The organism is Magnetospirillum aberrantis SpK (assembly GCF_011022235.1).
GTDB classification, from domain to species: domain Bacteria; phylum Pseudomonadota; class Alphaproteobacteria; order Rhodospirillales; family Magnetospirillaceae; genus Magnetospirillum; species Magnetospirillum aberrantis.
Map to the genome: position 1 here is coordinate 198,169 of NZ_JAAIYP010000042.1, position 12,767 is coordinate 210,935.

Consider the following 12,767-nt stretch of genomic DNA (forward strand, 5'->3'; position numbering starts at 1 on the left):
CCATGGAGCGTCACGGTCTCACCATGGGGCGGGTGGTCGGCGCGGCCTTGCTGCTGTCGGTTCCCACCGCCGCCTTGCTGGTGGTCCTGGTCGCGGCGCTCAAGCTCAACATGATGGCGGCCATCATCGGCTGGGTGGTGGTGGTCTTCCTGATCGGGCTGCTGGTGCGGCCCTATCTGGCGTCGTTGTCGGCGGTGACGTCGTGGGCCCGTGCCCTGGCCGCCGGCTACGACACCACGCCGCCGGCCATCGAACGGGAACGGCCGGTGGCGGAAATCGTCGGCGCCATCGCCCAATTGCGCCGCGCCTGGCAGGCCCGCCAGCGCGAACTGGCTGAATCGGCGCGGTGGAACGAGACGCTGTTCGACAACCTGCCCGATCCGTTGATCCTGTTGTCTGAGGACCGGCGCATCGTGCGGCTCAATCAGGCGGGGCTGGGGGTGTTCGGCACCGCCAGCATCGGCCGTGACCTGGCCGCCGTGCTGCGCGACCCCTCGGTCTTGGAGGCCACCGACGAGGTGCTGGCCGGGGCGAGCGGCCGCGAGGGGGAATTCACCCTGCCGGTGCCGGTGGAACGCTCGTTCCTGGTCCGGGTCGAACGCCTGGGCTCGCGCGCCATGGACGACACGGTGGCGGTCCTGGCATTGCACGATCTGACCGCCATCAAGCGCATGGAACAGATGCGCGCCGATTTCGTCGCCAATGCCAGTCACGAATTGCGGACGCCGCTGGCGACGCTTTTGGGGTTCATCGAGACCTTGCGCGGCCCGGCCCGCGACGACGCGGACGCGCGCGAGCGTTTCTTGCTGATCATGCAGGAACAGGCGTCGCGCATGGCGCGGCTGATCAACGATTTGTTGTCGCTGTCGCGCATCGAGCTCAACGAACATTCCAAGCCGCGCACCGCCACCGATCTCGGCCGTATCGTCGAAACCGCGACCGAGGCGTTGCAGCCCCTGGCCCGGGCACGCGGCATGACCATCGTCGCCACCGTCGCTTCCGAAGCGCGGATCGTGGTGGGCGAAGCCGACGAGTTGGCGCAATTGGTGCAGAACCTGTTGGACAACGCGGTCAAATACGGCCGGGACGGCACGCCGGTCGAAGTGTCGCTGGGGGGGGCGGCCGGCCCCCTGCCCCCCACCGTCGGCAACGACCTGACGCCGGATACGGCGGTGGTGCTGGCGGTCAAGGACCATGGCGACGGCATCGGCAAGGAACACCTGCCGCGTCTGACCGAGCGTTTCTACCGGGTCGATACCGCGCGGTCGCGCAAGATGGGGGGCACCGGATTGGGGCTGGCCATCGTCAAGCACATCGTCAACCGTCATCGCGGCGCCTTGGTGGTGGAATCGGTGGTGGGTCAGGGATCGACCTTCGCCGTCTATCTGCCGCGTCCCGAAATCGATGATAAAGCCGTGCTTCGCCCATCCCCATAAAGCGCTTCTCGTTCGCAACCGGGCCTGTTAAACCGTAAGTTTCTCGGGTAAAACCCGGAAGACCCAGGGGTGGGCATGGCGGAATGGGGGAAAGGGACGCGAGCCAGCGTGCGCAGCCTGGGGGCTGCCGCCGCGTTGGTGGTCTATGTCTTCGCCGGATTGGCCCTGTGGCAGTCCTATGCCGGCGCGGTTGACCGTGCCGAACAGAAAACCCAGGCGTTGGCCCAGGTCTACGCCGATTTCACCTACCGTGCGCTCGACGCCTACGACCAGATCCTGCTTGACCTTGGCGGTTTCGTCGATGCCGGCATGGCCAAGCCGCTGATGCATGGCTTCATGAGCCGCAAGAAGGCCTATCACCCGCATCTGCTCAACCTGTTCGTGTTCGACGCCGATGGCGCCATTCGTGTCGGCACCCAGGACCGACCGGCCGACCTTTCCGACCGCGACTACGTCACCGTGCACCGTGACGACCCGGATGTCGGCCGTTACGTCGGCCGTCCGGCGGTGTCGCGCATCGTGCCGGGGCGGCGGTTCTTCGCGGTGTCGCGGCGGTTGAATGCCGCCGACGGCACCTTCGCCGGCGTGCTGGCCGCCACCGTCGATCTCAAGGATCTGAGCGGGGCCTTCGACACCTTGCGGGAAAGCGCCGAAGGCCAGGACATCGCCATGCTGCTGGCCCATCATGACGGTACGCTGATCGTGCGCTCTCCGGCGGTGGACGATGTGATCGGGCGTTCCGTTCCCATCCTTGCCCTGGGCGGTGAACGTGCCCGCACCGTCGAGGCGGTGTCGCCGTTCGATGGCCGCAAGCGGGTCATAACCGTGCGCCAGGTGCCCCATTATCCGTTGGTGGTGCTGGCCAGCGTGCCCTCGGCTCTGGTGCTTGAGGAATGGATGCGGACGGCGGTGCCGGTGGTCGCGGCCGCGCTGGCGTTGACCGGAGCCCTGTTGTGGCTGACGTTGCATCTGTTGCGGCAGGTGCGGGCGCGCGAACGCCTGATGGCCGACGTCCAGGCCGCCAAGGATCAGGCGGAAAAGGCCCTGGCCGACCTGGGACAGGCCCAGGACGCCATCGTGCGCACCGAGAAGCTGGCGGCGTTGGGCGGGCTGGTGGCCGGCATCGCCCACGAAATCAACACCCCCGTCGGCAACGCGGTCACCGCCGCCTCTTTCCTGGCCAAGGAAGTGGACGGGCTGGCCGAAGCCTTCGACGGCCAGACGTTGACCGCGTCGGGCATGAGGTCGTTCCTGGAAAGCGCTGGGGAATCGGTGCGGCTGACGCTGTCCAATTGCGAGCGTGCGGCCGAATTGATCCATGGCTTCAAGCAGGTTGCGGTGGACCAGACCTCGGGCGAGCGGCGGCGGTTCAACCTGGCGGAATACGTGGCCGAGGTGCTGTTGTCGCTGAAACCCCAGTTCAAACGCACGCCGCATCGGGTTGACACCTACATTCCCGACGACATCGAGCTGAATTCCTATCCCGGCGCTTTCAGTCAGGTGCTGACCAACCTGATGACCAACTCGCTGATGCATGGCTTCGACGACGGCCGTTCCGGGGTCATCGACCTGGCGGCGCGGGTCGAGGGCGACATGCTGGAAATGATCTATTCCGACAACGGCAAGGGCATTCCGGTCGAGTTGCAGTCGCAGGTGTTCGAGCCCTTCTTCACCACCCGGCGGGGATCGGGCGGCAGCGGGCTTGGCCTCAACATCATCCACAACATCGTTCACCGCACGCTGGGCGGCAGCCTGACCCTCGACAGCCAGCAAGGCCGCGGCGTGCACTTCACTTTCCGCTTTCCCTTACACGCGCCCGCCGCCAAGGGAGCCGAGGACCACGCCCCATGACGGAAACGTTTCTTTTCGCCAATGAACTTGCCGCACCGGTGGCGGCCGCCGCGGTGCCGGAACGGCGTTGGCCGCTCTTGATCGTCGATGACGACCCGGAGGTCCATTCGGTGACCCGGCTGGCCCTGTCCAAAATGCGCTACAAGGGCCGTTCCATCGAGTTCCTGTCGGCTTTCTCGGCGGCCGAGGCCGAAGAGGTGCTGCGCACCCGGCATGACGTCGCCGTGGTGTTGCTCGACGTGGTGATGGAAAGCGAGGATGCGGGCTTGCGGCTGGTGCGGCGAATCCGCGATGCCCTGGAAAACCGGGCGGTCCGTATCATCCTGCGCACCGGCCAGCCGGGTCAGGCGCCGGAAGAGCGGGTGATCGTCGATTACGACATCAACGACTACAAGGCCAAGACCGAACTGACGGCCACCAAGCTGTTCACCACCGTCATCGCCAGCTTGCGCGCCTTCGAGGACATCACCGCGCTGGAAACCAACCGCCGTGGCCTGCAACAGATCATCGAGACCTCGGATTCGCTGTTCCGTCTGCAAAGCATGGCGCATTTCGCCGCCGGGGTGCTGACCCAGATCGCCACCTTCATCGGCGTCGAGCCCTCGGGCATCCTGTGTGCCCAGCGCGGCGACCTGGGCGGTGGCGACACCGAGCGCCTGTACGTGCTGGCCGCCGCCGGCGCCTTCGAGGGCGTGATCAACCATCCGTTGGTCGAGGCGGTGCACGACGCCCGTCTTTATGATCTGGTGGCGCGCAGTCATGCCGAACGGAGCAGCCTGCACGAGCCGCATCTGTCGGCGCTGTTCATTCCGGCGGTCAGCGACATGAGCCGCGACGTGGTCGCCTGTGTCGAGACCGAACACCCGCTGGACGACATGAACCGGGCCTTGCTCGAGGTGTTCGCCTCGAAATTGTCGGTGGGTTTCGCCAACGTCGATCTGGTCGAACGCCTGCGCGACGCCAACGCCAGCTTGGAAGCCCGTGTCGCGGAACGGACCCACGAATTGGCTGAAGCCAACGACCAGCTTGAACGCCTTGCCGCCCAGGACCCCCTGACCGGGGCCTATAACCGCCGGCATTTCCGCGACCTCGCCAGCCGCGCGGTTTCGATCGCCAAGCGGCAGCAGCGGCCGTTGTCGGTGCTGATGATCGATCTCGACCATTTCAAGGCGGTCAACGACACCTACGGCCACGCCGCCGGCGACGACGCCTTGCGCGCCCTGGTGGCGGCCTGCGGCCACACCTTGCGGCAAGGCGATATCCTGGCCCGCTATGGCGGCGAGGAATTCTGCGTGCTGTTACCAGAAACCGCCACCGCCACCGCCGTCCAAGTGGCCGAGCGGTTGCGCCACGCGGTCCAGGCTCTGCGGGTCGAAGGGCCCGAGGGACCGTTCACGGTCACCGCCAGCATCGGTGTGGCCACATGGGCCGACGAGGAAAACAACATCGAACCGGCGCTGAGCCGTGCCGACCACGCCCTTTACGAGGCCAAGCGGCAAGGCCGCAACCGCGTCATGGTCGACAGCGCCCTGGTAACGGACGGGGTGTGAGCGTCACGATTGCGGCATGAACCGGGGAAGAGCCCGTTTTTTGCCGTAATTCCTTGCGAGAACCGAAGCCCGAGGCGGCCTATTCGTTGGCCGCCTTGAGTACGGCACGCGCCTCGTGCTCGTCGATCTGATGCAAGTCGCCGAGATGAATTTCCCAGTTCTCCACGAATTCCTGGACCGCCAGCGTCAGGCATTCCGCAAGCGGACGGCCGGTTTCGACGGCCAGCGCCTCGAGCCGGGCCTTGAGCTCGGTGGAAATGGTGACGGACAGGGTTTCCATGGATGCGTCCTTGTGTCTGCCCAATGGGCGGAAGGGCAACAGTCTACATCCATTGACCCGTCCTTGCCAGTTCCGACAGACCCGGTCGTCATGCTAGAAACCTCCATGCCCGACCGCAGCCCCCCACCGCGCCGCCCGACGCTATCGCTTGAGATCGATCCCGCCGACCGTCTGTTGTCCAGCGGTGATCGCCCGTTCCGTGCCGCCCGTGACGACGACCGGCTGACAGCCGATGCCCGCGACAACGACGACCGGCCGGCGCCGCCGCGTGTGCGCAAGCCGCGCCGGACCCCGCGCAACAAAGGCGGCGGTGGCGGCGGCAAGAAGACCGGAACCGACCGCAAGTGGTTGAAACGGTTGCTTCTGATCGGCCTGACCCTGGTCATCTGGGTCGGCATCGGTCTGGCCGCTTTGGTGGCCTATTACGCCGTCGATCTGCCCGACATCGACAAGATGACCGCCACCACCAGACGGCCCAGCGTGGTCTTCCTTTCGGCCGAGGGGGAAACCTTCGCGGCCTATGGCGACATCTACGGCCAGCCCCTCGACCTCAAGGAAATGGCCCCGGCCATTCCCCAGGCGGTGATGGCCACCGAGGATCGCCGCTTCTTCAGTCATTTCGGCATCGACCTGTGGGGCCTGGGCCGGGCCATGGTCGCCAATCTGCGGGCCGGCCATGTGGTCCAGGGCGGTTCCACCATCACCCAGCAATTGGCCAAGAACCTGTTCCTCAAGCCTGACCGCACGCTGAAGCGCAAGGTTCAGGAATTGTTGATGGCGCTGTGGCTGGAACAGCGTTTCAGCAAGGAACAATTGCTGACGCTCTATCTCAACCGGGTTTATCTCGGTTCCGGTACGTTCGGCGTGGACGCGGCGGCCAAGCGTTATTTCGATGTTTCCGCCCGCAATGTCAGCCTGTATCAGGCCGCCGTCATCGCCGGATTGTTGAAGGCGCCCAGCCGCTATTCGCCGCTCAACGATCCCGACGCCAGCCACAAGCGCACCGTCGACGTGCTGCAAAACATGGTCGAGGCCGGCTATGTCGATCAGCGCACCGCCGATCTGGCGGCGTTGAACGGCGCGGCGCAGATCCGCCGCCCGCCGCCCGCCGGGCGTTACTTCGCCGACTGGCTGATGGCCCACATGGACGAGATGTCCGAAGTGCAGGGCAAGGACGTGGTGGTCCGCACCACCTTGGATCTGGGCCTGCAACGCAAGGTCGAGGCGGAACTGAAGGCGTTGCTGGCCGACAAGGGCGCCAAGGCCAAGGTCAGCCAGGGCGCGGTGGTGGTGCTGAGCCCGGACGGCGCGGTGCGGGCCATGGCCGGCGGGCGCGATTACGACGACAGCCAATTCAATCGGGCGACGCAGGGCCTGCGCCAGCCCGGCTCGGCGTTCAAGCCGTTCGTCTATCTGGCGGCCATGGAACGCGGGCTGACGCCGTGGGACGTGTTCGACGACGCCCCCATCAAGTTGGGCAACTGGAAACCCGGCAATTACAACGGCAAGTACGAAGGCCCGGTGTCGCTGCGTCACGCCTTCGCCCATTCCACCAACACCGTCGCCGTGCGGCTGATCGAGGAAGTGGGGCCGGCCCGCGTCATTTCCCAGGCCCACAAGATGGGGATCACCTCGGAACTTCGCAGCGACGCCTCGCTGGCGCTCGGCACCTCGGAAACCAGCCTGTTGGACCTGACCACCGCCTACGCGCCGTTCGCCAATGGTGGCGAGGGGGTGACCGCCTATGGTGTCGACATGGTGACCGACCCCCAGGGCAAGATGCTGTGGCGGCGCCAGGGTGGCGGTTTCGGGCCGATCATGTCGCCCACCGCGCTGGCCTACATGCACGACATGATGCAGGCGGTGCTGAGCGAGGGCACCGGCAAGGCGGCGCGTCTTGACCGCCCGGCCGGCGCCAAGACCGGCACCACCCAGGATTATCGGGACGCCTGGTTCCTGGGTTACACCGCCGATTACGTCACCGGCGTGTGGCTGGGCAACGACGACCAGCGCAACGAGATGAAGAAGGTGACCGGCGGCGGTCTGCCGGCGCAATTGTGGAAGACGGTGATGGTCGCCGCCCACAAGGGCTTGCCGGCGCGCCGTCTGCCCACCCCGGAACTGGAGGCGCCGGCCCCGGCCGGCAACGCCCCGGTGGTGCTGGAAGGACCTGGCTCGATCGCCGCCGAACGCGGTGCCTTCGATGGCGGCGAGGGCGAAGGCGACGACGTCATCCACGACGCCGGCCGGGCGCTGGACGGTTTGTTCAACTCGCTGTTCGGACGCTAGGCCGTGCCGCTCGGCTTTCTGCGTCGCCTGAGCGGAGACCGCCGCAGCACCGCCGCCAACCGTCATCTTGGCCTGTCGCTGGCCTTCGTCGCCGGAGCCATGAACGCCGGCGGCTTTCTGGCGGTGGCGCAATACACCTCGCACATGACCGGAATCGTGTCGTCCATCGCCGACAATCTGGCGGTAAACAACCTGCGGCTGGTGCTGGTGGGCCTGGGATCGGTGGTGGCGTTCGTGGCCGGCGCCGCCTATTCCGCCATTCTGATCAATTGGGGGCGCCATCACCGCACCCATTCACGCTATGCCTATCCGCTGTTGTGGGAAGCCGGGTTGTTGCTGGTGTTCGGCCTGATGGGCGGCACGCTGGAACTGAAAAGCGGTTTCATCTCCATCACCGTCATGCTGTTGTGCTTTCTGATGGGGCTCCAGAACGCCATCATCTCGAAGATTTCCAACGCCGAGATCCGCACCACCCACATGACCGGCATCGTCACCGACATCGGCATCGAGCTGGGCAAGATGGTCTATCTGAATTCGCAAAAGGAGTCGCTGCGTTACCAGCCGGTGCATGCCAACTGGCGGCGTCTGGGCCTGCTGGTGTCGCTGTTGGCGGCGTTTTCCGCCGGCGGGCTGGCCGGGGCGCTGGGCTTCAAGTACCTGGGTTATGTCTCGACGGTGCCGTTGGCGGTGTTGCTGATCGTGCTGGCCATCGTGCCCGTGGTGGACGACGTGCGGACCCGGACCCGCCTGTTGCTGCGCGACCGCCGCCGCCATTGACCTTCACGGCACTTGAAAGCGGTGCAGGCCGGCGCCGTTGCCCTTGAGCCAGCGGCGCGGGCCGCGCGGGTCGCCCACCAGGCTTTCCACCACCGCCCAGAACGCCGGGGAATGGTTCATCTGTTCCAGATGCGCCACCTCGTGCGCCACCACATAATCGAGAACCTGTTCCGGGGCCAAGACAAGCCGCCAGGAAAACGCCAGATCGCCGGTGGACGAACACGATCCCCAACGGGAACGGGTGTCCTTGAGGCTGACGCGGCCCGGCTTGCGGCCCAATTGTCCGGCCATGGCGTGGGCACGCGGCACGATCAGCCGCCGCGCCTCGGCCTTCAGGAAGTCGGCCACCCGGCGGCCCACATGCTCGGGCAGGCCGGAAACCAGGATCTCGCCGCCTTCCACCCATACGCCGCGCCGGGCGCCGGGCACATGGCGCACCGCATGCGGCACCCCCAAAAGCGGCACGGCGGCGCCGTCGGTCAAGGCGACGGTTTGCGGCAACCGTGCCAGCCGTTCCGCCAGCCACACCCGATGTGCCGCCAGGAAGCGTTCTGCCTCGGCCAGCCGGGCCTTGGCCGGCAGCATCAGCACCGCCCCGCGTACCGGGTCCACCCGCAGGGACAGACGGCGGGCCAGGGCCGAGCGCTTGACGGCCACCGTGACCACACGGCCGCCGAGATCCAGGGAAAGGGTGTCGGCCACCGGACCCCTCAGGCCGGCCAGTCGACGATGTGGTGGTCCAACGGACCGGCCCGGTTCTCGGTGATCGCCCGGCCGCGCACCGAGACCCCGGCCTGGTGCACGGTGTCGGGGTCACCCGACACCAGGGGATGCCACCATTCCAGCTCCTTGCCCTCGGCCAACAGGCGATAGGCGCAGGTCGAGGGCAGCCAGCGCAGGCCACCCGCCGCCTCGGGCGTCAACTGCACGCAATCGGGCACGAAGGCGCGGCGGGTGTCGTAGTTCTTGCACTGGCAGGTGTGCAGGTTCAGCAACCGGCACGCCACGTTGGTATAGGCGATCTCGCCCGTGTCCTCGTCCTCGAGCTTATGCAGGCAGCACTTGCCGCAGCCGTCACACAGGCTTTCCCATTCCGTGGCGCTCATGCAGTTCATGGGCTTCGTCCGCCAGAACGGTGAGCTTGTCGTGGGTGCGGATGAACTCTCGGACATGGGGATAGATTTCCTCGCGCCAGCGGCGGCCGTTGAAAACGCCGTAATGGCCGACCTTGGGCGCCAGAAGGTGCCTGCGCATGGTCTCGGGCAGGTTGGAACACATCTTGTGCGCGGCCTCGGTCTGGCCGACGCCGGTAATATCATCCTTTTCGCCTTCGATGGTCATCAAAGCGGTGTGACGGATCAAAGAGGGATCGACGGCCCGGCCGCGGCTTTTCATCCGCCCCTCGGGCAGGTGATGCTCGATGAACACGGTCTTCAGCGTCTGGAGATAGTAATCGGCCGGCAGATCCATCACCGCCAGATACTCGTCATAGAAATCGCGGTGCTTTTCCGCCGAATCGCCGTCGCCGCGCACCATGTTCTCGAAAAGCTTCAGGTGTTCGCCCACGTGGCGTTCGGGATTGAGGCTCATGAAGCCCTGAAGCTGAAGAAAGCCGGGATAGACGCGACGGCCGCGCCCTTCGTGGACGAAGGGAACGGTGTTGATGACATGGGTCTCGAACCACGACAGCGGCCGTTCGGTCGCCACCTGGTTGACCTTGGTGGGGTTGATGCGGGTGTCCATCGGCCCGCCCATCAGGGTCATCGAGCTGGGTTGGCGCGGGTCGTGGTTGGCGGCCATCAGCGACACCGCCGCCATCACCGGGATCGAGGGCTGGCACACCGCCAGGACATGGGTATCGGCGCCCAGGAAATGCAACAGCTCGATCACGTACTCGATGTAGTCGTCGAGCGTGAAGGGGCCTTCCGACATGGGCACGTCACGGGCGTCGATCCAGTCGGTGATGTAGACGTCGTGGTCGGGCAGCATGGTCTCGACCGTACCGCGCAACAGCGTGGCGTAATGCCCCGACATGGGCGCCACCACCAGCACGCGGGGATCGCGGCGATCGGTCTGACGCTGGAAGTGCAGGAGGTCGCAGAACGGCTTCTGATAGACCACCATCTCGCGCACCGGAACCTCGGCGCCGTCAATGGTGGTGCTGAACAGGTTGAATTGCGGCTTGGCGTAACGCCGGGTGGTGCGCTCCAGAAGCTCGGCCCCGGCGGCGACCGCTCGGCCCAGGGTGGTATGGGACACCGGCATCCACGGATTGCTGAAGGTGGTGCGAAGCGCCTCGGCCCACATGCGGGTGGGACCAAGAACGGCGTGCTGAAACTCATGCAGGTGATAGAGCATCGAACCAGTTTCCCTTCCCATGAGGTCGCCACGGATAGTTTTGTTACCCAAAATGGCACCACGTTGGCAATAAAATTATCATTTTAAGGAACATGGTCAAGGCACATTTTGCGCCGCACCGTTTGTTGCGGTGCAGTACGACATGAGAGATGGCAAGGATTTTTGCGGTTTCAAGCGTTGCTGCGGCGCAGCAATGTCAGACGCGGTCGATCAGATGCACGAAAGAGGCGAAAACAGACCCGCAAGACAACCCGCATTGACCAAGATCGGCCCCGGCGGCGTCCGTCACCGCCAGCAAGGGCGCGCCGGCCTCTGACGCTACGGTAGCATAATGAAATTCGTGGCCGCGCAGAAGGGTGCCGGCCGGTCCCAACGGCGTGTCGGCCAGCAACCGCGCCTGACGGTATCCCAGATGCAGCCGGCGTTGGGCGAAGCTGGTGTCCAGCGGCAACAACCCGGCCAAGGCGTGGCTTACCCCTTCGGAATCGGTCAGGGTGCGCCCCAGGCTCATGTAGCCGCCGCATTCGCCGAACACCGGTGCCCCCGCCGCCGCCAAACCGCGCAAGCCGTCGAGGAAGCGGGCGTTGGCGGCCAGCCGGCCGGCATGCAATTCGGGATAGCCGCCGGGCAGGTAGACGGCGTCGCCATCCGGCGCCTGGTCGGCCAGCGGCGAAAACAAGGTGATCTCGGCTCCGGCGCGGCGCCAACCGTCCAGGATTGCCGGATAGGCGAAGGCGAAGGCGTCGTCCCTGGCCACCGCGATGCGTTGGCCCAAGGGCGGCAACAGCACCGGCGCGGCCTTGTCCTGTCCCAGCGCCGAAACCTGCGCCAGCGCCATCAGCCGCTCCACCGCCACATGCTCGCCCACCGCCGCCGCCGCCTTGTGGAAAAAGGCGCCCAGATCGGGATGTTCGCAGGCCTGGACCAGACCAAGATGACGGCTGGGCACCACCAGCGCCTCGACCCGAGGCAGGAAGCCCAGCACCTCGACCTCGGGACAGGCACGGGCGCAGGCCTGGGCGATGACCCGGCGATGTTTCTCGCCGCCCACCCGGTTGAACACCACCCCGGCCACCCGCACGTCGGGGCGGAAACGGGCGAAGCCCTGAAGCACCGCCGCCGCCGAACTGGCCATGCCGCGGGCGTCGATCACCAGGACCACCGGCCATCCGGTGCGCGCCGCCAGATCGGCGGTGGCCCCCGTGGTGCTGCCGTCGGCGGTGGCGGCACCGTCGAACAGTCCCATCACCCCTTCGCACACCACCAGATCGGCTCCGTCCGACACTTGGCCGACCAACCCGTCCAGGCTGTCGGGCCGCATTCCCCAGGCATCGAGGTTGACGCACGGCGCACCGGTGGCGGCGGCGTGGAAGGCGGGATCGATATAGTCGGGACCGACCTTGGCCGACGCCACCCGGATTCCACGCTGGCTCAAATGGGCCAGCAATCCCAGCGTCAGCAGCGTCTTGCCGCTGCCCGACGCCGGGGCGGCGATCACCAGTCCCGGTGCGGCCATGTCACTGTACGGTCTTGGTCAAGGCGGCGGCCAGGTCGGAGACGGTCACGCCATGGGCGAAATGGCTGACGAAACTGCCGTCGGGCCCCATCAGGTAAAGGATCGAGGAATGGTCCACCGTATAGGTTTCCTCGTCGCCGCCCTTGGCGCGGGCGGCATAGACCTTGAACAGCTTCATGACCGCCGACACCTGTTCCTGGCTGCCGGTCAGGCCGACCATGCGCGGATGAAAGGCGTGGGCGTAATCCTTGACCACCGCCGGGGTGTCGCGCGCCGGATCGACGCTGATCAGGATCGGCACCACCTTCTCGGCCTGGGCCGGATCAAGCTTGTCGAGGGCGGAGGCCACCACCGACAGCGAGGTCGGGCACACGTCGGGACAGAAGGTGTAGCCGAAATAGATCAGCATCCACTTGCCGCGAAAATCCTGGTCGGTGACGGTCTTCCCGTCGCCCCCCACCAGGGTGAAGGGGCCGCCGATGGCGGCTTGCTGGGCATGGTCGCCCCCGTTCCACACCATCAGGCGCGAACCGACGGCCAGACCGACCACCGCCACCACCGCCAGGATGGCGAGCAGCGACGCCCGGTTGTTGGTCTTCTTCTTCACGGCGAGTCCTCCTTTCAGGTCAGGCGGCCAGTTGCCAGGCCATGAAGCCCAGCACACCGGCATTGACCGCCAGCAGCAGCGGCGACCACCGCAGCATGGGGGC

The 12,767-nt window shown here is 66.2% G+C and carries 11 protein-coding genes; 5 read left to right on the plus strand and 6 right to left on the minus strand.

The window, feature by feature from the left end; genetic code table 11:
• The first annotated feature begins 2 nt into the window (after nt 1-2).
• From G4223_RS16575 to G4223_RS16585, 3 genes are all read left to right on the plus strand, one after another.
• Complete coding sequence (locus G4223_RS16575; protein WP_163682016.1) at nt 3-1,436, plus strand: ATP-binding protein; 1,434 nt, start codon at nt 3-5, stop codon at nt 1,434-1,436.
• Nucleotides 1,437-1,544: 108 nt separating this feature from the next.
• Entirely contained in the window at nt 1,545-3,287 is a 1,743-nt protein-coding gene (locus G4223_RS20300) for an ATP-binding protein (protein ID WP_163682018.1), read from the plus strand.
• Nucleotides 3,284-4,837 carry a diguanylate cyclase gene (locus tag G4223_RS16585; RefSeq protein ID WP_163682020.1) on the plus strand — a complete coding sequence of 518 codons (1,554 nt, stop codon included), beginning with the start codon at nt 3,284-3,286 and terminating at the stop codon, nt 4,835-4,837. The genes G4223_RS20300 and G4223_RS16585 overlap by 4 nt, the downstream gene beginning before the upstream one ends.
• 79 nt (nt 4,838-4,916) lie before the next feature.
• Here G4223_RS16585 and G4223_RS16590 read toward each other — a convergent pair whose 3' ends face one another.
• The gene (locus G4223_RS16590; RefSeq protein WP_163682023.1) at nt 4,917-5,117 is read right to left on the minus strand and encodes a hypothetical protein; all 201 of its coding nucleotides are present in this window, start codon (nt 5,115-5,117) and stop codon (nt 4,917-4,919) included.
• A 105-nt stretch (nt 5,118-5,222) separates the two neighbouring features.
• On the opposite strand from G4223_RS16590, the gene G4223_RS16595 reads away from it, so the two are divergent.
• On the plus strand, nt 5,223-7,406 hold the full coding sequence (locus G4223_RS16595) for a transglycosylase domain-containing protein (RefSeq protein WP_163682025.1): 2,184 nt from the start codon (nt 5,223-5,225) through the stop codon (nt 7,404-7,406).
• Nucleotides 7,407-7,409: 3 nt separating this feature from the next.
• Nucleotides 7,410-8,183 carry a DUF1275 family protein gene (locus G4223_RS16600; protein ID WP_163682027.1) on the plus strand — a complete coding sequence of 258 codons (774 nt, stop codon included), beginning with the start codon at nt 7,410-7,412 and terminating at the stop codon, nt 8,181-8,183.
• A gap of 3 nt (nt 8,184-8,186) precedes the next feature.
• On the opposite strand, the gene G4223_RS16605 is transcribed toward G4223_RS16600, so the two are convergent.
• The 5 genes from G4223_RS16605 to G4223_RS16625 all read right to left on the minus strand — a co-directional run bounded on the left by G4223_RS16605 (nt 8,187) and on the right by G4223_RS16625 (nt 12,664).
• Nucleotides 8,187-8,885, minus strand: coding sequence for a YgjP-like metallopeptidase domain-containing protein (locus G4223_RS16605; RefSeq protein ID WP_163682028.1), 699 nt, complete (start codon nt 8,883-8,885; stop codon nt 8,187-8,189).
• Nucleotides 8,886-8,893: 8 nt separating this feature from the next.
• The gene (locus tag G4223_RS16610; RefSeq protein ID WP_420844457.1) at nt 8,894-9,289 is read right to left on the minus strand and encodes a YcgN family cysteine cluster protein; all 396 of its coding nucleotides are present in this window, start codon (nt 9,287-9,289) and stop codon (nt 8,894-8,896) included.
• A complete protein-coding gene (locus G4223_RS16615) occupies nt 9,258-10,541 on the minus strand; it encodes a polyhydroxyalkanoate depolymerase (RefSeq protein ID WP_163682032.1) in 1,284 nt (427 codons plus the stop codon). The genes G4223_RS16610 and G4223_RS16615 overlap by 32 nt, the downstream gene beginning before the upstream one ends.
• Before the next feature lie 196 nt (nt 10,542-10,737).
• Nucleotides 10,738-12,057 (minus strand): cobyrinic acid a,c-diamide synthase CobB, encoded by a 1,320-nt coding sequence (locus G4223_RS16620; protein WP_163682034.1) that lies wholly within the window; start codon nt 12,055-12,057, stop codon nt 10,738-10,740.
• A gap of 1 nt (nt 12,058) precedes the next feature.
• Nucleotides 12,059-12,664: an SCO family protein gene (locus G4223_RS16625; protein WP_338086905.1), complete on the minus strand. Its 606-nt coding sequence runs from the start codon at nt 12,662-12,664 to the stop codon at nt 12,059-12,061.
• Between the last annotated feature and the right edge of the window lie 103 nt (nt 12,665-12,767).

What these genes read in the sequence shown, in the direction of transcription:
- G4223_RS16575 (WP_163682016.1), top strand. Translation starts at nt 3, where the DNA reads ATGGAGCGTCACGGTCTCACCATGGGGCGGGTGGTCGGCGCGGCCTTG.
- G4223_RS16585 (WP_163682020.1), top strand. Translation starts at nt 3,284, where the DNA reads ATGACGGAAACGTTTCTTTTCGCCAATGAACTTGCCGCACCGGTGGCG.
- G4223_RS16590 (WP_163682023.1), bottom strand. Translation starts at nt 5,117, where the DNA reads ATGGAAACCCTGTCCGTCACCATTTCCACCGAGCTCAAGGCCCGGCTC.
- G4223_RS16595 (WP_163682025.1), top strand. Translation starts at nt 5,223, where the DNA reads ATGCCCGACCGCAGCCCCCCACCGCGCCGCCCGACGCTATCGCTTGAG.
- G4223_RS16610 (WP_420844457.1), bottom strand. Translation starts at nt 9,289, where the DNA reads ATGAGCGCCACGGAATGGGAAAGCCTGTGTGACGGCTGCGGCAAGTGC.
- G4223_RS16615 (WP_163682032.1), bottom strand. Translation starts at nt 10,541, where the DNA reads ATGCTCTATCACCTGCATGAGTTTCAGCACGCCGTTCTTGGTCCCACC.
- G4223_RS16620 (WP_163682034.1), bottom strand. Translation starts at nt 12,057, where the DNA reads ATGGCCGCACCGGGACTGGTGATCGCCGCCCCGGCGTCGGGCAGCGGC.